This is a genomic window from Nonomuraea sp. NPDC051941 (genome assembly GCF_044593615.1).
In genome coordinates this window covers 105308-127222 of sequence record NZ_JBIUCF010000012.1, presented here as the reverse complement: position 1 = coordinate 127222, position 21915 = coordinate 105308, and the positions used below count along the sequence as shown (strand labels likewise).

Genomic DNA, 21915 nt, shown 5'->3' with positions numbered 1-21915 from the left:
GATCGATGAACGGCTAGCCTGCGGCCATGCGCACAGAGTCTCCCACCGCCTCCCCTCTGGGACCGCCCCCGGCGCTCGGGCCCCGGCTCATCCGGGCCGAGCTGTTCGTCGTGTTCTCGGTCTCCCTCGGCGCCAGCGGCCTGCTGGCGCTGCTGCGGCTGATCGGCTCGCTCACGGCGCCCGAGCAGCTGAAGGGCCAGCAGGCCGTGCTGGTCCGGTCGATGGCGCCCGGGCGGCCGTGGCTGGACCTGGCGCTGCAGCTCGCCGACATCGCCGTCAGCGTGGCGCCGGTCGCGCTGGTGGCGTACCTGATGGTGCGCTCCGGGGAGTCGCTGCGCACGATCGGCGTGGACTTCCGGGAGAAGGGCCGCGACACGGTGCGCGGGGCGGTGCTGGCAGCCGCGATCGGCGGCACGGGGCTGGCGTTCTACCTCGTCGTGTGGGCCACGGGCGTGAACCTGACCGTCGTCGCCGGCCAGCTGCCCCAGGTGTGGTGGCAGGTCCCGGTGCTGCTGCTCGCGGCGGCGCAGAACGGGGTGCTGGAGGAGGTGCTCGTCGCCGGGTACCTGCTGCACCGGCTCGGGCAGGCCGGGTGGACGCCGTGGAAGGCCGTCGCGGTGTCGGCGCTGCTGCGGGGGTCGTACCACCTGTATCAGGGGTTCGGCGGGTTCGTCGGGAACGTCGTGATGGGTCTGGTGTTCGGGCGGCTCTACCAGCGCTGGGGGCGCGCGATGCCGCTGGTGGTGGCGCACACGCTGATCGACGCCGTCGCCTTCGTCGGGTACGCCTTCCTGCACGGCCGCGTGAGCTGGCTGCCCTGAAACCGTCCCGAAACCGTTGACCTGGCAACTGGTTTCGGGTGAGATCCGGAACATGAGCTTCGCCGTTCCCGACGGTGTCCGGCCGGTCCGCGACGCCGTCCACGCGTTCATGACCGAGCGGGTGGAGCCGGCCGAGCCGGTGCTGCACGCGGGCGGGCCCGAGGCCGCGGCGGCCCTGGACGAGCTGCGGGCCGAGGCCAGGAAGGAGGGCCTGTGGGCCCTCGGCCACCCGCGTGAGCTGGGCGGCGGCGGCCTGCCGTTCCTCGACTACGTCTACGTCAACGAGGTGCAGGGCCGCAGCGAGTACGGGCAGCTCGCGCTGGGCACGTTCACGCTGCAGGACTCGCTGATGCTGCACGAGCACGCCTCCCCCGAGCAGCGCGAGCGCTACCTCGAACCGCTGGTGCGGGGCGACATCTGGCCCAGCTTCGCCATGACCGAGCCGTCGATCTCCAGCAGCGACCCCACCCAGATCAGGACCGCCGCGGTGCTCGACGGGGACGAATGGGTGATCAACGGGCACAAGTGGTTCACGACCGGGGCCTCGCGGGCCGCGTACACGACCGTCATGTGCCGGACCGAGCAGGACGCGCCGCCCCACCTGGCCTTCTCCATGATCCTCGTGCCGACGGACACGCCCGGCTACCGCATCGTCCGCGAGACGCCCGTGCTGGGGCTCGACGGGGCGCACTGCGAGGTCCGGTACGAGGACGTCCGCGTCCCCGCCGCCAACCTGCTCGGCCCGCGCGGCCACGGGTTCGTCATCGCGCAGCAGCGGCTCGGCCCCGGCCGGATCTTCCACTGCATGCGCTGGCTCGGACAGGCGCAGCGGGCGTTCGACCTGATGTGCCGCAGGTTGCAGGAGCGGACCGCGTTCGGCGAGCCGCTGGCCGGGAAGCAGCTCATGCGCCAGCACGTGTTCGACTCCTACGCCGAGATCCAGGCCGCCCGGCTGCTCACCCTCCACGCCGCCGAAGCGGTGGACGCGGGCTCGCAGGCCCGGGTCGAGATCGGCGCGATCAAGGTGGTCGGGGCGCGCACGCTGCACAACGTGATCGACCGGGCCATCCAGGTGTACGGCGCCGCCGGGCTCACCCCCGACACGCCGCTGGATCGGATGTACCGGCACGCGCGGGCCGGGCGGATCTACGACGGGCCCGACGAGGTGCACATCGACGCGGTGGGACGGCGCATCCTGGGCGAGTACGCGGCGGGCGGCAACTGGGAGTTCGGCCTGCGATGACCCGGCTCCACGAGATCGTCGGCGAGGTGTTCGGGGCAGACGCGTCCGTGCCCTTCAGCGCCCGGCTGCCCGGCGGGGCGTCCCGGGAGACCTGGGCCCTCGACGTCGTCACGGGCTCCGAGCGGCACGAGCTGATCCTGCGGCTCGACTCCCCCGGGGCCGCGCTGGAGGCCGGCGCCCCGCTCGCGTCGGAGGCCACGCTCATGCGGGCCGCGTCCGGCGCCGGGGTGCCGGTGCCCGCGATCGTCGCCGCCGGGGAGTCGTACATCCTCATGACCCGCGTGGCCGGCGAGACCATCCCGCGCAGGATCCTGCGCGACGACGCCTACGCGGCGGCGCGGCCCCTGCTGGCCGGGCAGTGCGGGCGGGCCCTGGCCGCGATCCACCGCATGCCGCCCTCCTGCCTGGAGCAGGAGGCGCCGGAAGAGGGCGCGGAGGATCCGCTGCGGCGCTGGCGGGACGTGCTGGACCTGCTGGGCGAGCCGCACCCGGTGTTCGAGCTGGCGCTGCGCCGGCTGGCCGCCGGCCGCCCTGCCTTTACGCAGCGCACGGTCGTGCACGGCGACTTCCGCAACGGCAACCTCATCGTCGGTCCCGACGGCATCAGGGCGGTGCTCGACTGGGAGCTCGCCCACCTCGGCGACCCCCTCGAGGACCTCGGCTGGCTCTGCGTGAAGGCGTGGCGGTTCGGCTCGCCGCTGCCGGTGGGCGGCTTCGGCGCCTACGACGAGCTGGTCGACGCGTACGAGGCCGCCGGCGGGCACCCGGTGGACCGGGACGCGCTGCGCTGGTGGGAGACGTTCGGCGTGCTCAAGTGGGGGATCATCTGCGTCATGCAGACCATGCGGCACCTGCGCGGCGGCGCCCGGTCGGTGGAGCTGGCCGCGATCGGCCGGCGCGTGTGCGAGAACGAGTGGGACCTGCTGCGCATGCTCCGGGAAAAACCCGTTGCCCCGGCGTGACCCCGGCCCGCACGCTTGACCGGTGGCCATCCTGGAAGCGTCCCATCTGGTCAAGCGGTTCGGCGGGGTCACCGCCGTGCGCGACCTCAGCCTCACCGTGGGCGAGGGCGAGGTCGTCGGCCTGCTGGGCCCCAACGGCGCGGGCAAGTCGACCACCCTCCACATGCTGCTCGGCCTGATCACCCCCGACGCGGGCACGATCCGGCTGTTCGGCCTCGAGCTGGCCCGGCACCGCACCGAGACGCTCAGCCAGGTCAACTTCGCCGCCAGCTACGTGGACCTGCCCGGCGTGCTGCACGTGCACGAAGTGCTCGACGCGTTCGCCCGGCTCTACGCGCTGCGCCACCCGCGCCGCCGGGTGGAGGAGATGATCGAGCTGTTCGAGCTGGGCCCGCTGCGCAGGCGGAAGGTGATGGACCTGTCGTCGGGCCAGCGCACCCGCGTGCACCTCGCCAAGGCGCTGCTCAACGCGCCCAGGCTGCTGGTGCTCGACGAGCCCACGGCCAACCTCGACCCCGACGCCGGCGACCGAGTCCGCAGCCTGCTGTCCCGTCTGGCCAGGGAGGAGGGCAGCGCCATGCTGATCACCTCGCACAACATGCGCGAGGTCGAGCGCATGTGCGACCGGATCCACTTCATGTCGGACGGCGTCGTCGTGGCCGCCGGCAGCGCCAAGGAGCTGGCCGGCCACTACGGGGCCGAAGACCTGGAAGAGGTGTTCCTGAAGGTGGCACGCGGATGACCACGCCGATGACCACGGTGACTCTGCCCCCCTTGAGCCTGGCCGCCCGGCGCACGCGCGTCATGGGCGTGGTCCGGCGCGACTTCGCGGCGCTGCGGCGCAGCCCGGTCAGGATGTTCGAGATCCTGTTCTGGCCGACGATCGAGCTGGTGCTGTGGGGCTTCGTGACGCTGTTCCTGCAGGCGCAGCGGGTGCCGTTCGTGGTGGCGTTCCTGCTCGGGGCGGTGCTGCTCTGGCAGGTGCTGCAGAAGGCCAGCAACGAGATCTCGATCGCGTTCCTGGAGGACATCTGGTCGCGCAACCTGCTCAACGTGCAGGTCAGCCCGCTGTCGAGCGTCGAATACCTGGCGGGGCTCGTCCTGTTCTCGCTGGGCAAGGTGGCGTTCGCGGTCGCGGTGATGGCCGGGCTGGCCCTCGGCCTGTACGGGTTCGGGCTGTCGAGCATGGGTGTGGGGCTGGTGCCGTTCATGGGGATCCTGCTCGTCCTCGGCTGGTCGCTGGGCCTGGTCGGCATCGCGGCGGTGCTCCGCTTCGGCGAGAACGCGCAGGTGATCGCCTGGTCGCTGGTGTTCGTGGTGCAGCCGCTGGCCGGGATCTTCTACCCGATCTCGGTGCTGCCCGAGCCGCTGCGGACGATCTCGTGGCTGCTGCCGGCCTCGCACGTGTTCGAGGGCATGCGCACGGTCATGGGCGGCGGCGCGGTGCCGTGGGACCGGCTGGCCTGGGCGGGCGGGCTCAACGTGGTCTACCTGGCCGGCACGGTGGGGCTGTTCGCCTGGGCGCTCAGGTATGCCCGGCGGCATGGGAAGCTCTCCCGTTTCGGGGACTGACGGCGGCGGGCTGCCGGACGAGGGCCGCGGCGATCACGTCCACCAGGCCCTCGACCACCTGTACGCGGTCCACCTCGGGGTGCTCCAGCCACCAGTCGCCGGTCGTCTGCACCATGCCGACGAACGCGTGCCCCAGCACCTGCGCCCGCACCGGGTCGGGCACCGCGCGCTCGCCGGCCAGCAGGCCGCCGAGCTCCTCGCCCAGCCCACGCACGAGCGCGGTCATGTGGGAGCGGAACCGGGAGTCCTCGGCGCTGGCCCGGTGGAACAGGAACCGGTAGAGGTTGCGGTTGGCCGAGATCAGGTCGAGGTAGACGCCGATGGTCGCCCGCGCCCGGCCCCGCAGGTCGGCGCCAGGGGCGACGAGCTCGGGGCGCAACTGGGCGATGACCGTGCGCACGTGGCGGTCGGCCAGCGCCTGGTAGAGGCCGCTCTTGTCGCCGAAGTGGCGGTAGAGGATGGGCTTGGTGATGCCGGCCTCGGCGGCGATGGCCGCCATCGAGACCTCGGGGCCCTGGGTCAGGATGACCCGGTCGGCTGCGTCGAGCAGCGCTCTGCGCCGGTCGGGGTCCCGTCCACTCACCCGCCCAGGATAGGCCGCCCCGGAATCCGCCCCTCACCTGCCCAGGACGGACCGCAACCGGCCGGGCAGCAGCGCCGAGAGGACCAGGAGCGAGCCGATGATCGTGTAGAGGCCGGTCATCCCGGCCATCGTGCCGGGCGGCTCGGTCAGCTCGGCCCAGGGGACGCCGTCCGGCTGCGACCACGGCAGGCCGCCCTCCCTCGCCCAGGGCAGGCTGCCCGCCACGCCGAGCGCGGCGTTCAGGTCGAGGGCGAACACGGCCCCCGCCGCCGCCAGCGGGATGCCGCAGCCGAGGGCCGCCGCGGGCCAGGCGGTCAGGAGGGTGACGATGACGGCCACCGCGACCAGGTAGCCGAGCGCCGCGGGCGACGGCCCGAACGTGGCACTGCTCGTACGCAGGGCTCTGGCGGCCGCCTCGGTCAGGTAGTAGACGGGCACGAGGGCGGCCACGCCTGCGGCGGCTCCCACCAGATGTCGATTCTCACGGGTCACACCGCCTTCGTCCCCGCCTCGTACGCCGATTACGCACGTCAGACCGCTGTCCACTGGCAAGGCGGCCGCCTTTACGTCGTAGATCACACGTTCGCCTCGAAATCGCGAAATTACTGGAAAATACTGGGACTGTTGGTACGCTCGCGCCATGAGTGACCGGCTGGACGATCTCGAACGGCGGATCGACGAGCTCCGGGCGGGCGTGCGCAAGGCGATGCGGGTCAGGGACGGCGCCACGGCCCGCGCCCTGCGCGCCGAGCTGCGTACCGCGGAGCGCGAATGGGACGCCCTCGTGAGCGGCGAGCCGGCTCAGGCCAAGCCGGAGCCACCGCGCCTGGTGACCGTGCGCGAGCAGGTGAACCAGGGGCTGCGGCTGCTCGGCGCGGCCGCCCAGCCGCGGCTCGTCGTGGCCGTCAGCGACGTGTTCTTCGGCGGCACGATCCGCAGCGCCCAGCTCACCAGCCTGCGCAGGGACGAGGAGCGCTCGTTCCGGTCGTCGCCGCACGGGCGGCCGTACTACCTGTGCGCCGCGCTGACCGACCGCCTCTCCCCCGCCCGGGGGCTGCTCACGCTCAGCACCTGGCCGCTGGAGCGGCGGGTGGTCGGTCCGCTCAGCCCTCGCGTCGACTTCCTGACCTGCGCCATCGCGGTGGCCTCGCACGAATCGGCCGACGGGCGGGCCGACCGGTTACTCCTGCGGATGGCCAGGAACATCCCCGGCGCCACTGACGGCACGCTGGGCCCGTCCGACCCGGATCGGGTGATCGAGGCGGCCCGCGCCGAGCTGCGCGTGCACGGCGACCGCGACACGCGGGATCGCGCCGAGCTGGCAGAACGCGCCGCGGCGCAGCTCGGTGACGCCGCCCGCCTGTTCGGCGCCGCTACGCTGAGCACGATCAAGAAGGAGAACGCGAAGTGAGCGGCTTGAAGCGCGAGGGCGAACACATCCAGCGGCTTGACGCGTTGCGCGGCACGACGCCGCCCCGCCCGCACGACGCCCGCGCCATCGCGGCCCTGGCCGCCAACCCCGGCTGCACCCGCCGGGCTCTGCTCGACGGCGCCGGCATCGACAAGGACGCCGCCGCCCGCCACCTCGGCTTCCCGGCGCCGTTCGGCCAGTCGCCGTTCGCGATCACGCGCGGCAACATGTTCGAGGCGCTGGTCAAGGCCGACGGGTGCGCGGAGCTGCTGCGGATGCTGCGCGAGCTGCTGCGCCTGCCGGTCGCCGAGGTCGCCTACCACGACGTCGAGAACGTCGGCGCCCACCTGCGCCACGCCCACACCCGCGCGCTGATCGACCGCGCGGCCCGCGACGGACAGGACGCGGGCACGCTGTACGACCACCCGCTGCTCACCCTGGAGATCGCCGGCCACACCGCCTACCTGGAGCCCGACGTGGTGGCATTCCAGCTCGGCGGCCGGTTCCACATCGTGGAGATCAAGTCGTTCGCGGTGATCGACGGGCAGGCCGACCCGGCGGCGGTGGCCGCGGCCGCGCGGCAGGCGGCGGTGTACGTGCTGGCGCTGCGCACGCTCCTGGAGGAGCTGGGCCACGACCCGGCCAAGGTCTCGCACGACGTGGTCCTGGTCTGCCCCGAGAACTTCGCCAACCGGCCCGTCGCGACCCTCGTCGACGTGCGCAAGCAGATGGCCGTGCTGCGCCGCCAGCTCACCCGGATGACCACGCTCGACCGGCTGCTCAAAGGGCTGCCCGACGACCTCACGTTCGACCTGCGGCCCGGCGAGGACGGGCGGCCCACCCGGCCCGTCGCCGAGCTGGGCGACGCGCTGCGCAGGGCGACCGCCCGCTACGCGCCCGACTGCATGTCCGCGTGCGACCTGTGCTTCTTCTGCCGCGACGAGGCCCGCCAGGAGGGCGCCTCCGACCTGCTCGGCCGGCAGGTGCGCGACGAGCTGGGCGGGGTGGCCTCGGTGGCGGAGGCGCTCGGGCTGGCCGACGGCGCCCACGACCCCGCCGAGGGCCAGGAGGAGATCGCCCGGCTGCTCCGCAACGCCGAACGCCTGCGCAGGGAGTGCCTCACGTGAGCATGCTGACCTCGCTCGCGCGGCTGCGGGCCCTGGAGGAGGGCATCGCGCAGCCCGTCGCGACCGTCAGGCACTGCCATCTGTCGGAGCGGCCGATGGTGTTCATCCCGCTCAAGCTCTCGGGCGAGGCCGCCGCGCCGCTGGCCGCCATGCTCGGCACCGACCGGGAACGGCCGCGCCTGCTCGTGGTGACCCAGCCGCGCAACCGCGACCTGCGCTTCGCCTGGGCCGCCGAGCTGGCCGGGGTGCTGCTGCCGTACGTCGAGGGCTTCATGGCCGACACCGAGACGGTGGAGCGCAAGAACGCCGACCCCTACGAGCGCGTGCTGGACGCGCCGCAGCTCATCGTGCCCAACCAGACCGGGGTGGCCTTCACCAGGCTGCTCGGCCGCTCCACGCGCTTCCGCCGGGCCGACGGGCCCTATCCGGTGCCCGAGGCGGTGCCGCTGCTGGGGCGGTGGCTGACGTACTTCGCGGAACGGGCCGCGTACCCGGGCTCGTCGATGATGCTGGCCGCGACCGAGGAGCTGGGCCGGCACTGGGCGAGCGGGCAGAGCTCGCTGGAGGACGCCAACCTGGCCGCGCTGCTGGCCTGGATCACCAGGGGGCCGGACGACGAGGCCGAGGACCCGCTGATCTGGCCGCCCGCCGGGCCCGCGACCGATCCGGGGTTCGACGCGGAGGTGCTGTCGCCCGCGATGGACAGCGAGTCGCCCGAGCGCATCACCGAGGCGCTGCGCACCCAGCTCGAGCCCACGTGGCGGCTCATGTGGCAGGCCGTCGAGCTGCTGGCCGGGCTGGAGGAGGGTTCGAGCGCCGCGCAGCGGTGGGAGCAGGACCGCGGCTCGTTCAGCGGCATGGCGGTGCACATCGCCGAGGGGGCGCCGCCGCAGGCCAGGCGCGACGGGGCGGTGGCCGCCGCGGCCAAGCTGGCCCGCATGGAGCGGGCCCAGGCCGCGTACGACGTGCAGCGCGCCTACGACGACCCCCTGGTCATGGCCGAGTACCGGCTGACCGGGGAGGCGTTCGCGGGCGAGGTGATCGAGACCGTCCCCGACAACACCGAGGGCGAGGGCCGCTCCCGCAAGCTCCGCCCGCTGGTGGTGATCAAGACCGACGACCCGGTACGCCTGGCGCCCGGCACCTCGCTGGGCACCCCGCAGCGCCGCGGTCAGGGCGCCGAGCTCGTGGAGGCCGGCCAGGGCCTGGTCACCCTGAAGATCACCAAGGGCATGGGCCGGGGCAAGACGGCCGCGCCGGGAGCGGTGCCCGAGGTCGGCGAGCGGGTCTGCTACACCTCGCTGACCGACGACTTCCAGGGCTCCCCCCACCTGCCCGACTCCGAGGCCACGCCGTGGACGCACGGCGGGCCGCCGCAGGAGTACGTGCCCGACGACGAGGACGCCCAGGAGGAGTGGTCGTGACCGACAGCCCGGAGCAGGTCATCAGGAACGTCCTCGCCGACCTGCCCCGGCACCGCGGCGTCGTGGTCGACTCGCCGCCCGGCGCGGGCAAGTCCACGCTGGTGGTGCGGGCGGCGGCGCACATCGCGGCGACCGGCGAGCCCCTGATGATCGTCGCCCAGACGAACGAGCAGGTCGACGACCTGGTGACCCGCATCTCCGAGAAGCACCCCCACCTGACCGTGGGACGGCTGTCGGCCGGTGGCTACGTGCCGCCGCTGCGGCTGCTGGAGCTGGCCGGCGTCCGGGTCGGCACCCGGATCCAGGATCTCGGCGACCCGGACATCGTCATCGCGACCGCCGACAAGTGGGCCTGGATCGGCGGCCGGGTGTGGCCGTGGGCGATCGTGGACGAGGCGTACCAGATGCGCTCGGACAAGCTGCTGCGGATCGCGGGGCTGTTCGAGCGGGCGCTGTTCGTGGGCGATCCGGGGCAGCTCGACCCGTTCTCGATCGTGGACGGGGACCGGTGGTCGGGGTTGTCGTGGGATCCGCTGCAGAGCGCGGTGTCGGTGCTGCTGCGCCACAATCCGGACATTCCGGTGCACCGGTTGCCGGTGTCGTGGCGCCTGCCGGCCTCGGCCGCGCCGGTGGTGTCGCAGGCGTTCTACCCGTTCACCGGGTTCCGGTCGGGGACGTCGCACGGCGATCGGCGGCTGGAGCTGGTGACCGGCGGCATGGGGACCGTGCACGACCGGGCGCTGGAGGAGGCCGCCCGGTCGGGGTGGGCGCTGCTGGAGCTGCCCAACCGGCACACCGTGCGTACCGACGGGGAGGCCGTGCAGGCGGTGGCCCTGCTGGCCGAGCGCCTGCTGCAGCGCGGCGCCGTGGCCTCCTCCGAGCAGGGCGAGCGGCCGGTGACGGCGGACCGCATCGCGGTCGGGGCCGCCCACCGCGACCAGGTGGCCGCCATCCGGGCCGCCGGGGTGCCGCCGGAGATCACCGTGGACACCGCGAACCGCCTGCAGGGGCGCGAGTACGACGTGACCGTCGTCCTGCACCCGCTGTCCGGCCGCCGCGACGCCACGGCCTTCCACCTGGAGTCCGGGCGGCTGTGCGTGCTGGCGTCGCGGCACCGGCACGCCTGCGTCGTGGTGGCCCGGGCGGGCATCGCCGAGCTCCTGGACGCCCACCCGTCGGCGGAGCCGGTGCAGCTGGGGGTGCCGGTCAAGTTCCCCGACGGCTGGGAGGCCAACCAGTCGATCCTCGACCACCTGTCCCACCACCGCGTCTGACGCCGGGCCCGGCCGCCCGTCAGACGCGGTGCTGCCAGACGTCGATGACCAGGACGGGGCGCATGCCCGCCGACTCGTAGAGCCCGAGCGCCGGGGTGGTGTTGTTGGAGTCGACGTGCAGGATCGTGCCCTTGCGGCCGCGCGCCGCGTCGGCGGCGAAGGCGTGGCGGAGCAGGAAGCGCCCCAGGCCCCGGCCGCGGAACTCCGGGACGACCGCGAGCGTGGCCACGTAGCCGCAGCCCTCGTCCGGGACGAACTGGTTGTTGGCGATCAGCACCCCGGCGGGGCGGCCGTCGAGGCGGGCCAGGGTGAGCTGGGCCCAGTCCGTCGTCGACTGCGCCTGCCGGCGCGAATACCACACGTCGTAGTCGACCGGCACGAACCCGAAGTGCTCGGCGAAGCCCTCCTGGTGCACCCGGTGCGCCGCGCGCCGCGCGTCGTCGCTCTCCCCCGTGTGCAGGGTCAGGCCGGCGGGCGGGGCGGGCTGCGCCACGGGCCCCCCGTGGTCGATGCGCATGCGGTGGAAGCTGGTGCCGGGCGAAAAGCCGCGTGCCTCGACCGTGGCCCGCTTGGCGGTGTCGGCGCGGTAGACGCCGATGTGCAGGGTGACGCCGTCGTGGCCGGCCTCGGCGGCCAGCTCGCCGGCCCGGCCGATCACCAGGGGCCAGAGCCGGTCGTCCAGGCCCGCCCGCCCCAGATCAGGGCCGGGCCGTACGATCACCTCGACGTCCACCGTGTCGCTGTCGCCGACGCGGCACGCCCAGGCCCACCCGTCGAGCCGGCCGTCGCCGTCGCGGGCGAGCCAGCCGTCCCTGTCACGGTCGAAGCCGGGCTCGGCCAGCTCGTCGGCGACGTCGTCGAGCGTCATGTCGGGAGAGCCGATCACCGCGGTGTCGTAGGCCGCGATCAGCTCATGGATGGCCGCGGCGTCTTCCACGCGCGGGCGGCCGAGGGTGTGGTGCATAGCGGGGATTGTCCACAAAACACCGGCCGCGCGCCTCCCATTTTCCACCGGCTTTGACCGGGAGGCGCGCTCGGCCGGGTGCTCAGCCCGCCGCGGGGCTGACGGCCTGCTCGTCCTTGGCGGGCACCGGGGCGCCGCCGCGCAGCGGGATCTCCTTGACGAACGCGGCCAGCACGGGCACGACGACCGCGAACAGGATGGCCCACCAGAAGACGCCGGAGATGGAGGTCGCCAGCGACTCCAGCAGCCCGGTGCGCATCTGCGCGGGCATCTGGGCGACCGCGCCGGGGTCCATCCTGCCGCCGCTCTTGGCCACCCGCTCGGCCGCCTGCGCGCCGAAGCGGGAGGTCAGCTCCGACAGGAAGTGGTTGTTGAAGATCGCCCCGAACAGCGAGACGCCGAACGAGCCCCCGATCGACCTGAAGAACGTGGTGGCGCTGCTGGAGACGCCCAGGTCCTTCTGCTCGACGCTGTTCTGCGCGATGAGCATCGTGGTCTGCATGAGGAAGCCCATGCCGAGGCCGAGCACGGCGATGTAGACGCCGGTGACCCAGGAGGCCGTGTGGACGTCCATCGTGGACAGCAGCCACATGCCCACGGCCATGCCGATCCCGCCGAGCACCGGGTAGATCTTGTACTTGCCCGTGACGGTGATCGCCTTGCCCACGAACAGCGACACGACCATCGCGGCGCCCATCATCGGCAGCATCAGCAGGCCGGAGTTGGTGGCCGTGGAGCCCTGCACCATCTGCTGGAACAGCGGCAGGAAGTTGATCGCGCCGAACATGGCGAAGCCCAGCAGGAAGCCGATGATCGAGATCAGCGTGAAGTTGCGGTTGGCGAAGAGCTGCAGCGGCATGATCGGCTCCTCGACCTTCCGCTCGACCGCGACGAACAGCGCCAGCGTGACCACGGCGATCGCGACGAGAGAGAGGATCTGCCAGGAGCCCCAGGCGTACTCGTTGCCGCCCCAGGTCGTGATGAGCACCAGGGCGGTGATGCCGACGGACAGCAGGCCCGCGCCCGCCCAGTCGATGCGCACCTTGTTGCGCAGCTTCGGCAGGTGCAGCTGCGTCACGATCATGGCCAGCGCGATCGCGCCGATCGGCAGGTTGACGTAGAAGGCCCAGCGCCAGTCGATGTTGTCGGTGATGAAGCCGCCGACCAGCGGGCCCGCGATCATCGCCAGCGACATGACGCCGGCCATGATGCCCTGGTACTCGCCGCGCTCGCGGGGCGGCACCAGGTCGCCGATGATCGCCATGACGTTCACGATCAGGCCCCCCGCGCCGAGCCCCTGGATCGCGCGGAACGCGATCAGCTCGGCCATGCCACCCTCCGGCCCGCCGAGCAGCGACGAGCCCGCCATACCGCAGAGCGCGGAGCCGACCATGAAGATGACGATCGAGATGATGAAGATGGTCTTGCGACCGTACAGGTCGCCGATCTTGCCCCAGATCGGCGTCGACACGGTCGTGCCCAGCACGTACGCCGTGACGACCCACGACAGATGCGTCAGACCGCCGAGCTCCCCGACGATGCGCGGCATGGCCGTGCCCACGATCATGTTGTCGAGCATCGCCAGGACCATGGCTAACATCAGTCCAGGCAGAACGACCATGACCTCACGGCGTCGTCCGACTGCCTCCGCCACCAGACACCCCCCATTTGCATTTTGGATCTTGCTTACTTGCCGCCCGGCAAGCATAGAATAAGGTAGATACTTACTTGCCGGCCGTCAAGTCGAAAAGGTGTGAAGTGCGGGAAGACACTCGGACCCGGATTCAGGAGATCGCGCTCCGGCTGTTCACCGAGCAGGGATACGAGGCGACGTCACTGCGGGAGATCGCCGAGGAGCTCGGAGTGACGAAGGCCGCCCTGTACTACCACTTCAAGACGAAGGACGACATCGTCACGAGCCTGGTCGGCAACCGGCTGGTCGAGCTCGAGGAGCTCCTCGCCTGGGCCCGGAGCCGGCCGAAGACGCCGGAGACGCGGCGCGAGCTGGTCGAGCGCTACGCCGCGGGGATCAGGCGGACCCAGCACATCGGGGTGGCCAGGTTCCTGGAGCGCAACCAGACCGCCCTGCGTGACCATCCGACGCTCACCAAGACCCGCGAGCTGATGATGGAGCTCGTGGCCGAGCTGAACGAGCCCGGCGCCACGCCCGTCGAGCGCGTCAGCCGGGCGACGGCGCTGTTCGCGATACACGCGGGGAAATGGATGATCGAGGAGGGCCGGCTGTCCGAGGACGAGGTCGACAAGGCCTCCCTGGAGGTCGCCATGCGCCTGCTGGAGCCATAGCTTCCGGACTCCGGACCTCTGACGGGACGATTGACGCACCGTAACGGGGGAAGGGGACTGAGCACGCATCCGGACGGAAGGAGGAGGCCCCGAATGGAGGCCACGATAGCGCTCCGACTGCCCAGGGATGCGGCGAGCGTCCCCCTGATAAGGAAGATGCTGGACGGCACGCTGCGTTCCCTCGGCGTCGATCCGCAGATCCGTGACGACATCGAACTCATGCTCACCGAGGCGTGTTCCAACGTGATCAGGCACGCGGAGCCAAGCGACGACTACACGGTCAGCGCGTCCGTGCTCGATGACCGGTGCGTCATCAAGGTCATCGACAACGGAGAGGGCTTCGACCCGAACAAGATCATCAACCCCGAGCCGGGCTCCGAGCACGGGCGCGGACTGCTGATCATGCGCGCGCTCGCCGACGACATCCGGTTCGTCAACAGGCACGAGCACGGCGCGGTGGTCTGCCTGGAGAAGCGGCTGCGGTATGCGCCAGGGGCGGCCGGGCTCCACCTCATGGCCCTGTGAGCCGGCCCGCCCCATCCTTCAGAGGCGCGTGTGCCGATCCACCGGCCGATGCCCGCGGATCCGCGGACCGCGCGGGTGCCCGTGTCCCCCGGAGCGGGCGGCGCCGAGCAGGAAGCGGCGGCGCGTCCCTGACGTGCTCCCGCTCAGCTCCGCCCGCAATCGGGCGGGAACGGCGTCGCCGCTGCGTTTGAGCGTCAGCCTCGGCCCGCGCCGGGCCAGCCTGGCCAGCCGCCGCCACAGGCCGCGCCAGTCGGTCGCCATCGAGCCGGCCAGGCACCCGAGGACGACCAGCGCGACCACCGAGATGGCCAGCACGGCAAGGACGATGAGCAGGAGCACGACGGCGAGGGAGCCGATCGTGCCGAGCACCTCCATCATTCGGCGGAGAATGCCCCGCACCCAGCGCTTTATGCCAAATTTTCGGGATAGATCGTCCTTACTCCAGCGCGCTATCGCTGCGCAGGTCGAACCGCCCCGGCAGGATGTCGAGCCGGCGCAGTATCACGCCCTCGCGCAACGCCCACGGGCACACCTCCAGCCGGTCCACCTCGAACAGGTCCATGGCCGCGTCGGCGACCAGCGCCCCGGCCGCGAGCTGCGCCGCCCGCCCCTCGGACACGCCGGGCAGCTGCGCCCGCTCGGCGCCGCCCATGGTGGTCAGCTTGACCGCCCAGTCGGCCATGGCCTGCCTGGACAGCGGGCGGGAGACGTACGGGCCGTCGCTGGAGGGCGCCGCGCCGGCGATCCTGGCGAGCTGCTTGAACGTCTTGGACGTGGCCACCGCGCGGTCGGCCTCGCCGTTCCTGACGACGTCGCCGACCGTGCGGGCGATCTCGGTCCGTACGTGCTTGCGCAGCTTGCGCACCTCCTCGGCGGACGGCGGGTCGGCGGTGAACCAGTCACGCGTCAGCCGCCCGGCGCCCAGCGGCAGCGAGACGGCCACGTCGGGCTCCTCGTCCACACCGGAGGCGATCTCCAGCGAGCCACCGCCTATGTCGAAGACCAGCAACCGCCCCGACGACCACCCGTACCACCGCCGCACCGCCAGGAACGTCAGCCTGGCCTCGTCACGCCCGGACAGCACCTCGATGTGCACGCCGCTGCGCTCCTCGACCTGTGCCAGGACCTCCACGCCGTTGGCCGCCTCGCGCACGGCCGAGGTGGCGAAGGCCAGCAGGTCCTCCACCCCCTTGTCCTCCGCCAGGTGCACGGCCTCCTCGACGAAGGCGCCGAGCCGCTCGACGCCCTCGTCAACGAGCCGGTTGTCCTCGCCCAGATATTCCGTGAGTCGGAGCCCCTCCTTGTGGGAGTAGGCGGGCATGGGCCGGGCGCCCCTGTGGGCGTCGACGACCAGTAAATGGACAGTGTTCGAGCCGATGTCCAGCACGCCGAGTCGCATGGGAAAACGCTACCGTTATGCGGCTTTTACAGCGAAGTTGAGTCGGAAGTGGTTGAGCATGGCCGGCAGCGCCCCCTCCAAGCGTACGGACGGTCTGACTGAGCGCTCGCGCAGGACGGCGTCCAGGAGGGCCGCGGCGGTGAACAGCACGAGGTCCTCCCCCGCGCAGCTCGCGAACCCGGCGCTGAACGGCACGCCCGCCCACTCGCCACCGCCGTCGTGCCACAGTTCGGGGCGGTAGGAGTCGCCGGGCTCGGCCCTGTTCACGTACGGGCTGTAGATCGCCGCGGTGGTGCCCTCGGGGACGTCCCATTCGGTCGGGCCGACGGCCTCGCGCACGATGGTGACCGTGATGGGCCAGAGCCGCACGGACTCCAGCACGGTGGCCCTCAGGTCGGCGGGCCCCTGATGGGCGGGCTCCTGGTGAGCGGCCAGCGCGAGCGCCCGGTAGGCCGCGGCGGCGGCCCCGTCGAAGGCGAACAGCCAGTGCGGCACCTGCCCATCGGGGTGCACGTCGGCCGCGGCGTGCGCACGGGCCAGCTCGGCCGCCAGGCTGCCCGGCTCGGCCCGGGCCAGGTGCCCGGCCAGCCGGCGCCGGAAGGCGTTGAACACGTCGGTGCGGAGCCCGCGCAGATCCGACCAGTTGGCGTCGGCGCGCAGCCGGTCGAGCTGCCGGGTGAGGATCACGTCGTCCCGCGCCCCGTCGCCGAGCACGATGCGCCGCACGATCCGCCAGTGCGTGGCGTGGAAGCGCGGCCAGGTCAGCAGCCCGTGGCGGGGCAGCGTGGCGACCTCCTCCTCGACGACCCGGGCGAAGGGGGCGAAACCGGAGCAGAGCACCTGGTCGTTCAGGGCGCGCCGGCGCTCGCGCAGGCCGGGGTCGCGGGTGATCAGCAGGCCGTCGGGCTGGAAGTGGCCGAGCGCGCCGCGTTTCGCCCTGGTCGCCGGGGTGAAGTCCCGGTCGTCGAGCACCGCGCGCACGTCGCGCGCGGCCAGCGGCAGCATCACCCAGCCGCGTCCGGGCACCCGTACGAGCAGCGGGCCCTCGCCGTGCTCGGCGCGCAGCCGGGCGAGCAGCCGGATCGCCCGGCCGTCGGCGTCGGCGAGCTCCGCCAGCCGCACCGCGTACGGGCGGCGCGCGACGGGGCCCTGCGCGATCGACGGCAGCGCCACCGCGGCGGCCAGGGCCAGGGTCTCTTCGGCCGTGACCCGGGGCAGCCGTGTGATCGTGGACATGTTCCAGGGACTACCCTTCCTTGGTGTCGTGGACACGTTTGGGGGGCTTTTGAGCACTTGCTGTGGGCCGAGCAGAGACGGCGCCGCCGCGCAACCGTACGCGGGGCCCTACGCGCAGCCGGTGATCGCCGTGCGGCGAGAGGCACCGCGCGGGATGGTCCGCGTGCCCGGCGGGACGTTCCTCATGGGCGGCGACGACCCCGACGGGCGGCCCGAGGACGGCGAGGGGCCGGTGCGCGAGGTGCGGCTGGATCCGTTCATGATCGATCCGACGTGCGTGACCAACGCGCAGTTCGCCACGTTCGTGAAGGAGACCGGCTACGTCACGGAGGCCGAGCGGATCGGCTGGTCGTTCGTGTTCACCCAGTTCGCCACGGGCGGGGTGATGGACGCCAGTGTGCCCGGCGCGCCCTGGTGGGCGGGCGTCGAGGGCGCCTCGTGGCGCTCGCCGGAGGGCCCGGGGTCGTCGGCCGGCGACCGGCAGAACCACCCCGTCGTGCACGTGTCCTGGAACGACGCGACCGCGTACGCCACGTGGGCGGGCAAGCGGCTGCCCACGGAGGCGGAGTGGGAGATGGCCGCCCGCGGCGGCCTGGAGCGCAAGCGCTACCCGTGGGGCGACGAGCTGACGCCCAAGGGGCGGCAGCGGTGCAACATCTGGCAGGGCCGCTTCCCGGTGGCGCCGAGCAAGGGGACGGTGCCGGTCAAGTCGTTCCAGCCCAACGGGTACGGCCTCTACAACGTCTCCGGCAACGTCTGGGAGTGGACGGCCGACTGGTGGGGCACGGCCTGGGAGGCGTTCGCCGACAACCCGGCCGGTCCCGCGCAGGGCGCGACGAAGGTGATCCGCGGCGGCTCGTACATGTGCCACGACTCCTACTGCAACCGCTACCGCGTGGCCGCCCGCACCTCCAACACGCCTGACTCCTCCACCGGGCACACGGGTTTCCGCTGTGCGGCCCTAGTCTGATCGCATGTCACGAACCCTGCGACTGTTGATCACCGGCGGCGGCACCGGTGGTCACACCTATCCGGCTCTGACCACCCTGTCGGCCGTCCAGCGGCGTCAGGTGCCCCACGACGTGCTCTGGGTGGGCACTGCCAACGGCCTGGAGGCGCGGATCACGTCCGAGCACGGCATCCCGTTCAAGGCGATCACCACGGGCAAGCTGCGCCGCCGTCCGAACCTCAAGGAGCTGGGCACCAACATCGCCGACGTCTTCCGCATCCCGATCGGGGTGCTGCAGGCGGTGGGGCACGCGGCCCGCTACCTGCCGGACGTGGTGTTGTCGACCGGGGGCTACGTGGCGGTGCCCATCGGGGTCGCGGCCAAGCTGATCCGCCGGCCGCTGGTGATGCACGAGCAGACGACCGTCGTGGGGCTGGCCAACCGCATCCTGGCCAGACTGGCGACCAGGATCGCGCTGTCGCACGAGTCGTCGCTGGACTATTTGCCCGCCTCCGCCCGCTCGAGGGCCGTGGTGACCGGAAACCCGATCAGGCCCGAGCTGCTGCAGGGCAACCGGGCGGCGGCGTACGACCTGTTCGGGCTGACGTTCGAGGTGCCGCTGATCTACGTGACGGGCGGCGCGCAGGGCAGCAAGCAGGTCAACACCCTGATCGCGGAGATCCTGCCGCGGCTGCTGCCGCACGCGCAGGTCGTGCACCAGTGCGGGCCGGCGTGGATCGACCAGATGCGGGCCGTGGCGCTGCCCGTGGACCTGGCGGATCGCTACCATCCGGTGCCGTACGTGGGCGGGGAGCTGGCCGACCTGTTCGCCGCCGCCGACGTGGTGATCTCCCGCAGCGGGGCGGGGACGGTGTCGGAGCTGACCGCCATCGGCAAGCCCTCCGTGCTGGTGCCCCTGATCCCCACCGGGGGTGACGAGCAGCGCAAGAACGCCGCGTACCTGGTGTCGGCGGGGGCGGCCCGGGCCCTGCTGGAGCCGCATCCGACGGCCGAGCAGCTGCTGGCCGAGCTGATGCCGTTGCTGGCCGACCCGGGGCTGCGGCATTCGATGGGGCAGGCGTCGGCCAAGCTCGGCCGCGTGGACGCCGCCGACGCCTTGTGCGACCTCCTCCTGGAAACCGCCCGGCCCACCTGACCAGGCGCCCCCTCGTCCGAAGTGCGGACCGTACTCCGGCTGAGGTCCCTTCGAGGTGAGGAGCATCGGCCGGAGGTCGGGAGCCGCCGGCCGCACGGCCGCGTCACCGGCCTGGGTACGGCGGAGGGGTCAGGGGTCGAGGTAGCGGAAGGCTTCGTGGGCGGAGGTGACGCTTCGCCGCAGCGCCTGCTCCAGCCGGTCCGCGTCCTGCGCCAGCCGCTCCAGCTCCGGCACCGCGAACCCGTCGGCCCCCGTCTCGGCCACCAGTTCCTCGTACTGGTGCAGCCGCCCCCGCAGCTCCTCGATCTGGTGGTGGGCCTGGTACGCGCGCTCGGCGTCCGCGACGTTGGACGCGTAACGTTCCAGCGCCTCGACGCGGGCCAGCACGGCCGCCTCGCTGCTGTCGAGGGCCCGCGCGAGGGGTTCGGCCACGGCCTCCACCTCGGGGGTGAGCCCCTTGGACACGGTCTCCCTGTGCTTGGTGCGCAGCGCGGACAGCTTGGCCAGCAGGCGGGCGATCTCCCACTCCTGGGCGGGCAGCATCACCGCGTTGCTCACGTCGTCGAGCAGGCCCTCGGCGTTGACCCGGGACTCGGTCACGACGGCGATGGCGCGCTGGGCGCGGGCGAGCAGGCGGGCGGAGGCCTCGTCGAGATCCTCGGTGAGCACGTAGCGGCTCTCGTACCAGCGCAGCTGCTCGTAGACCTCCCGCTCGTACTCCTCCTCGTCGTCGTCGGGCAGGTCGTTGCGGATGAACAGCACGATCATCATGGGGATGCCCAGCAGGACGAGCATCAGCAGGCCGAGGCCCCGGCCGACCAGCCCGCTGACGGCCATCATCCCGAAGAGCGCCACCGATCCGAACGCCGCGACTATCCGGTACTGCGCGCTCGACAGGGCCCGCCTCGACTCGGGAGCCCAGCCCTGGCGCATCTTGAGCAGCACCAGCCGGCTCTCCCTGAGCAGCTGCGCGTCATCCGGCGGCACCTCGGGGTCTACCACCACATCCGCCACGAAATCGGATCCTAAGGGAAGTCACCCCCTCAGGTGGCGAAAAGCTTCGTGCGCGGAGCTGACGCTGTCACGAAGCGCTTGTTCGAGGCGGTCGGCGTCGTCGGACAACCGGCTCAGCTCCGGTACGGACGACCCGTCGGCGCCCGACTCGGCGAGGAGCTCCTCGTAGCGGGGCAGCTTGGCGCTGAGGCGTTCGATCTGGTGCCGGGCGCGGTAGGCGCGCTCGGCGTCGCCGACGTGGCCGGCGTAACGTTCCAGCGCCTCGACGCGGGCGATCACGGCCTGCTGGCTGCTGTCGAGCGCCTGGGCGAGGGGTTCGGCGACGGCGGCCACCTCGGGGGTGAGGCCTTCGGAGACGACCTCCTCGTGCTCGGCCCGCAGCTCCGACAGCTTGGCCAGCAGGCGGGCGATCTCCCACTCCTGGGCGGGCAGCATCACCGCGTTGCGCACGTCGTCCAGGAGGCCCTCGGCGTGGACGCTGGAGCCCATGACCTGGTCGATGGCGGTCTGGGCGCGGATCATGAGGGCCCTGGCGGGCTCGTCGAGCTGGTCGCGTACGACGTAACGGCCCTCGTGCCTGCGGGAGCTGTCGTAGACGGCCAGCTCCAGCGCGTGCGCGCGCTCCACCTCGGCGTCGGGCCTGGGCCTGAGCAGGACGCTGACGACGAGCAGGGCGGCGCCGGTCATGATCACGGCGAAGGGGGTGTAGCGTCCGGCGACGAAGAGGGCCAGGCCGTAGACGGCCGCGACGGCGGCGGTCCCGGTGGCCGCCAGCCTGGTCACGACGCCGACCAGCGGGCGATGGCGCTTGTGCGCGGGCACCCAGCCGGCGTGGATGCGTACGAGGAGCTTGCGGTTGTCACGTAAGAGGGCCGCGACGTCGTCGGCCACCGCCGGATCGACTATCACCTTCGCATGACGTCCGGGCACGTTATCGATCCTATGTCCGGGCGTCATCCTTCGAGATAGCGGAACGCCTCGTGGGCGGACCGGACGCTGCGTCGTAAGGTGCGTTCGAGCACGTCGGCGTCCTCGGTCAGGCGCTCGATCTCGGGCACGGCGAGCTTGTCCGCGCCCGACTCCGCCAGCAGTTCCTCGTAGCGCGGCAGCCGGGCGCGCAGCTCCTCGATCTGGCCGCGGGCGTGGTAGGCGCGCTCGGCCTCGGCCACGTGGCCGGCGTAACGTTCCAGCGCCTCCACGCGGGCGACGACGGCGGCCTCGCTGTTGACCAGGGCCCGTTCGAGCGGCTCGATCACCGCGGCCACCTCGGGCGCGATGCCCCTGGCCAGCAGCTCCCGGTGTTCCAGGCGCAGCGCCGACAGCTTGGCGAGCAGGCGGGCGATCTCCCACTCCTGGGCGGGCAGCATCACGGCGTTGCGGGCGTCGTCGAGCAGTCCTTCGGCGTTGACGTGGGAGCGCAGCACCGACCCGATGGCCCGCTGCGCCCTGACCAGGACGGCTCGCGCCTCCGGGTCGAAGTCCTCGAGCAGCAGGTAGCGGCCGTCGTACCAGCGGGCCTGCTCGTACACGGCGCGCTCCTGCGGCCGGTCGTCCTCGGGCACCTCGCTCATGGAGGCGATCTTGACCAGGACGATGAAGACGTACGTGCCGAGCAGCACGAACCCGGCCGGCGCGAACGGCGAGGCGAGCAGGAGGCCCATGAGCGCGACCACGAAGGGGGTCGCGGCCAGGAGCATGGCGCTGGACGGGCTCTTGCGGCTGGACGGGGGCGTCTCGGCGGGCGGCACCCATCCGGCTCTGATCCTGGACAGCAGCGGGGCGTTGGCACGCAGCAGTCCGGCTACTTCCGGAGGCACTCCGGGATCGACGACCACACCCACGCTCTGTCCTGGCACCCTGGCGCCCCCAACGCTCGTGATGTACGGATATTACGTAACATTCCGGTGGAGTGTCAGCCTCAAAAGGGTCAGGCGGGGGAATCGGCGGGGGC

23 protein-coding genes are annotated in these 21915 nt (G+C 72.3%); 13 read left to right on the top strand and 10 right to left on the bottom strand.

The annotated features are described in order from the left end of the window. Positions 1-26 precede the first annotated feature (26 nt). The 5 genes from ACIHFD_RS21500 to ACIHFD_RS21480 are packed head-to-tail and all read left to right on the top strand — an operon-like array spanning position 27 to position 4598. Complete coding sequence (locus tag ACIHFD_RS21500) at positions 27-821, top strand: CPBP family intramembrane glutamic endopeptidase (protein WP_363968781.1); 795 nt, start codon at positions 27-29, stop codon at positions 819-821. A 52-nt stretch (positions 822-873) separates the two neighbouring features. Further along, entirely contained in the window at positions 874-2064 is a 1191-nt protein-coding gene (locus ACIHFD_RS21495; protein WP_397368403.1) for an acyl-CoA dehydrogenase family protein, read from the top strand. Next, entirely contained in the window at positions 2061-3026 is a 966-nt protein-coding gene (locus tag ACIHFD_RS21490) for a phosphotransferase family protein (RefSeq protein WP_397368402.1), read from the top strand. Before ACIHFD_RS21495 ends, ACIHFD_RS21490 begins: the two co-directional genes overlap by 4 nt. Before the next feature lie 22 nt (positions 3027-3048). Next, positions 3049-3768 (top strand): ABC transporter ATP-binding protein, encoded by a 720-nt coding sequence (locus ACIHFD_RS21485; protein ID WP_397368401.1) that lies wholly within the window; start codon positions 3049-3051, stop codon positions 3766-3768. Then, positions 3765-4598, top strand: a complete 834-nt coding sequence (locus ACIHFD_RS21480) for an ABC transporter permease (protein WP_355199005.1) — start codon at positions 3765-3767, stop codon at positions 4596-4598. Before ACIHFD_RS21485 ends, ACIHFD_RS21480 begins: the two co-directional genes overlap by 4 nt. On the opposite strand, the gene ACIHFD_RS21475 is transcribed toward ACIHFD_RS21480, so the two are convergent. Then, positions 4552-5181, bottom strand: coding sequence for a TetR/AcrR family transcriptional regulator (locus tag ACIHFD_RS21475; protein ID WP_350734713.1), 630 nt, complete (start codon positions 5179-5181; stop codon positions 4552-4554). The two genes, ACIHFD_RS21480 and ACIHFD_RS21475, sit on opposite strands and share 47 nt — an antisense overlap. Before the next feature lie 33 nt (positions 5182-5214). Then, on the bottom strand, positions 5215-5673 hold the full coding sequence (locus ACIHFD_RS21470; protein ID WP_397368400.1) for a hypothetical protein: 459 nt from the start codon (positions 5671-5673) through the stop codon (positions 5215-5217). A 148-nt stretch (positions 5674-5821) separates the two neighbouring features. Between ACIHFD_RS21470 and ACIHFD_RS21465 the strand changes: the two genes are divergently transcribed. From ACIHFD_RS21465 to ACIHFD_RS21450, 4 genes are read left to right on the top strand one after another with little or no spacing between them, the layout of a single operon-like run. After that, positions 5822-6592: a hypothetical protein gene (locus tag ACIHFD_RS21465; RefSeq protein WP_350734717.1), complete on the top strand. Its 771-nt coding sequence runs from the start codon at positions 5822-5824 to the stop codon at positions 6590-6592. Then, positions 6589-7719, top strand: a complete 1131-nt coding sequence (locus tag ACIHFD_RS21460) for a hypothetical protein (protein ID WP_397368399.1) — start codon at positions 6589-6591, stop codon at positions 7717-7719. Before ACIHFD_RS21465 ends, ACIHFD_RS21460 begins: the two co-directional genes overlap by 4 nt. Before the next feature lie 2 nt (positions 7720-7721). Continuing rightward, the gene (locus ACIHFD_RS21455; protein ID WP_397368500.1) at positions 7722-9143 is read left to right on the top strand and encodes a hypothetical protein; all 1422 of its coding nucleotides are present in this window, start codon (positions 7722-7724) and stop codon (positions 9141-9143) included. Continuing rightward, on the top strand, positions 9140-10417 hold the full coding sequence (locus ACIHFD_RS21450; RefSeq protein WP_350734720.1) for an AAA family ATPase: 1278 nt from the start codon (positions 9140-9142) through the stop codon (positions 10415-10417). The genes ACIHFD_RS21455 and ACIHFD_RS21450 overlap by 4 nt, the downstream gene beginning before the upstream one ends. A gap of 19 nt (positions 10418-10436) precedes the next feature. Here the strand turns inward: ACIHFD_RS21450 and ACIHFD_RS21445 are convergent, their stop codons facing one another. After that, positions 10437-11381: a GNAT family N-acetyltransferase gene (locus ACIHFD_RS21445; RefSeq protein WP_397368398.1), complete on the bottom strand. Its 945-nt coding sequence runs from the start codon at positions 11379-11381 to the stop codon at positions 10437-10439. Between the two features lie 82 nt (positions 11382-11463). Beyond that, positions 11464-13089 (bottom strand): MDR family MFS transporter, encoded by a 1626-nt coding sequence (locus ACIHFD_RS21440; RefSeq protein ID WP_397368397.1) that lies wholly within the window; start codon positions 13087-13089, stop codon positions 11464-11466. Positions 13090-13139: 50 nt separating this feature from the next. On the opposite strand from ACIHFD_RS21440, the gene ACIHFD_RS21435 reads away from it, so the two are divergent. Both ACIHFD_RS21435 and ACIHFD_RS21430 read left to right on the top strand, forming a co-directional pair. Continuing rightward, positions 13140-13685 carry a helix-turn-helix domain-containing protein gene (locus tag ACIHFD_RS21435; protein ID WP_350734725.1) on the top strand — a complete coding sequence of 182 codons (546 nt, stop codon included), beginning with the start codon at positions 13140-13142 and terminating at the stop codon, positions 13683-13685. Positions 13686-13778: 93 nt separating this feature from the next. Continuing rightward, the gene (locus ACIHFD_RS21430) at positions 13779-14210 is read left to right on the top strand and encodes an ATP-binding protein (RefSeq protein ID WP_363968800.1); all 432 of its coding nucleotides are present in this window, start codon (positions 13779-13781) and stop codon (positions 14208-14210) included. A gap of 18 nt (positions 14211-14228) precedes the next feature. On the opposite strand, the gene ACIHFD_RS21425 is transcribed toward ACIHFD_RS21430, so the two are convergent. Genes ACIHFD_RS21425 through ACIHFD_RS21415 form a run of 3 tightly spaced genes read right to left on the bottom strand, consistent with a single transcriptional unit; the run spans position 14229 to position 16845 of the window. Next, positions 14229-14588: a hypothetical protein gene (locus ACIHFD_RS21425; RefSeq protein ID WP_397368396.1), complete on the bottom strand. Its 360-nt coding sequence runs from the start codon at positions 14586-14588 to the stop codon at positions 14229-14231. A 58-nt stretch (positions 14589-14646) separates the two neighbouring features. Beyond that, positions 14647-15609 (bottom strand): Ppx/GppA phosphatase family protein, encoded by a 963-nt coding sequence (locus tag ACIHFD_RS21420; RefSeq protein WP_350734730.1) that lies wholly within the window; start codon positions 15607-15609, stop codon positions 14647-14649. A 15-nt stretch (positions 15610-15624) separates the two neighbouring features. Then, positions 15625-16845: a cytochrome P450 gene (locus ACIHFD_RS21415; protein WP_397368395.1), complete on the bottom strand. Its 1221-nt coding sequence runs from the start codon at positions 16843-16845 to the stop codon at positions 15625-15627. Between the two features lie 154 nt (positions 16846-16999). Here ACIHFD_RS21415 and ACIHFD_RS21410 point away from each other — a divergent pair, with 154 nt between their 5' ends. After that, complete coding sequence (locus ACIHFD_RS21410; protein ID WP_397368499.1) at positions 17000-17815, top strand: formylglycine-generating enzyme family protein; 816 nt, start codon at positions 17000-17002, stop codon at positions 17813-17815. Between the two features lie 4 nt (positions 17816-17819). Then, the gene (locus ACIHFD_RS21405; protein WP_350734736.1) at positions 17820-18950 is read left to right on the top strand and encodes a UDP-N-acetylglucosamine--N-acetylmuramyl-(pentapeptide) pyrophosphoryl-undecaprenol N-acetylglucosamine transferase; all 1131 of its coding nucleotides are present in this window, start codon (positions 17820-17822) and stop codon (positions 18948-18950) included. Positions 18951-19079: 129 nt separating this feature from the next. Here ACIHFD_RS21405 and ACIHFD_RS21400 read toward each other — a convergent pair whose 3' ends face one another. Genes ACIHFD_RS21400 through ACIHFD_RS21390 form a run of 3 tightly spaced genes read right to left on the bottom strand, consistent with a single transcriptional unit; the run spans position 19080 to position 21805 of the window. After that, positions 19080-19964, bottom strand: a complete 885-nt coding sequence (locus ACIHFD_RS21400; protein WP_397368394.1) for a hypothetical protein — start codon at positions 19962-19964, stop codon at positions 19080-19082. A 21-nt stretch (positions 19965-19985) separates the two neighbouring features. Then, positions 19986-20894, bottom strand: a complete 909-nt coding sequence (locus ACIHFD_RS21395) for a hypothetical protein (RefSeq protein WP_397368393.1) — start codon at positions 20892-20894, stop codon at positions 19986-19988. 23 nt (positions 20895-20917) lie between these two features. Further along, the gene (locus tag ACIHFD_RS21390; RefSeq protein ID WP_397368392.1) at positions 20918-21805 is read right to left on the bottom strand and encodes a hypothetical protein; all 888 of its coding nucleotides are present in this window, start codon (positions 21803-21805) and stop codon (positions 20918-20920) included. Between the last annotated feature and the right edge of the window lie 110 nt (positions 21806-21915).

Bases quoted from the DNA above. Each gene is read 5' to 3' on its own strand.
- ACIHFD_RS21490 (WP_397368402.1), top strand. From the start codon at position 2,061: ATGACCCGGCTCCACGAGATCGTCGGCGAGGTGTTCGGGGCAGACGCG.
- ACIHFD_RS21430 (WP_363968800.1), top strand. From the start codon at position 13,779: ATGGAGGCCACGATAGCGCTCCGACTGCCCAGGGATGCGGCGAGCGTC.
- ACIHFD_RS21415 (WP_397368395.1), bottom strand. From the start codon at position 16,845: ATGTCCACGATCACACGGCTGCCCCGGGTCACGGCCGAAGAGACCCTG.
- ACIHFD_RS21410 (WP_397368499.1), top strand. From the start codon at position 17,000: ATGGTCCGCGTGCCCGGCGGGACGTTCCTCATGGGCGGCGACGACCCC.
- ACIHFD_RS21455 (WP_397368500.1), top strand. From the start codon at position 7,722: ATGCTGACCTCGCTCGCGCGGCTGCGGGCCCTGGAGGAGGGCATCGCG.
- ACIHFD_RS21405 (WP_350734736.1), top strand. From the start codon at position 17,820: ATGTCACGAACCCTGCGACTGTTGATCACCGGCGGCGGCACCGGTGGT.
- ACIHFD_RS21425 (WP_397368396.1), bottom strand. From the start codon at position 14,588: ATGATGGAGGTGCTCGGCACGATCGGCTCCCTCGCCGTCGTGCTCCTG.
- ACIHFD_RS21495 (WP_397368403.1), top strand. From the start codon at position 874: ATGAGCTTCGCCGTTCCCGACGGTGTCCGGCCGGTCCGCGACGCCGTC.
- ACIHFD_RS21500 (WP_363968781.1), top strand. From the start codon at position 27: ATGCGCACAGAGTCTCCCACCGCCTCCCCTCTGGGACCGCCCCCGGCG.
- ACIHFD_RS21480 (WP_355199005.1), top strand. From the start codon at position 3,765: ATGACCACGCCGATGACCACGGTGACTCTGCCCCCCTTGAGCCTGGCC.
- ACIHFD_RS21445 (WP_397368398.1), bottom strand. From the start codon at position 11,381: ATGCACCACACCCTCGGCCGCCCGCGCGTGGAAGACGCCGCGGCCATC.
- ACIHFD_RS21465 (WP_350734717.1), top strand. From the start codon at position 5,822: ATGAGTGACCGGCTGGACGATCTCGAACGGCGGATCGACGAGCTCCGG.
- ACIHFD_RS21420 (WP_350734730.1), bottom strand. From the start codon at position 15,609: ATGCGACTCGGCGTGCTGGACATCGGCTCGAACACTGTCCATTTACTG.
- ACIHFD_RS21440 (WP_397368397.1), bottom strand. From the start codon at position 13,089: ATGCTTGCCGGGCGGCAAGTAAGCAAGATCCAAAATGCAAATGGGGGG.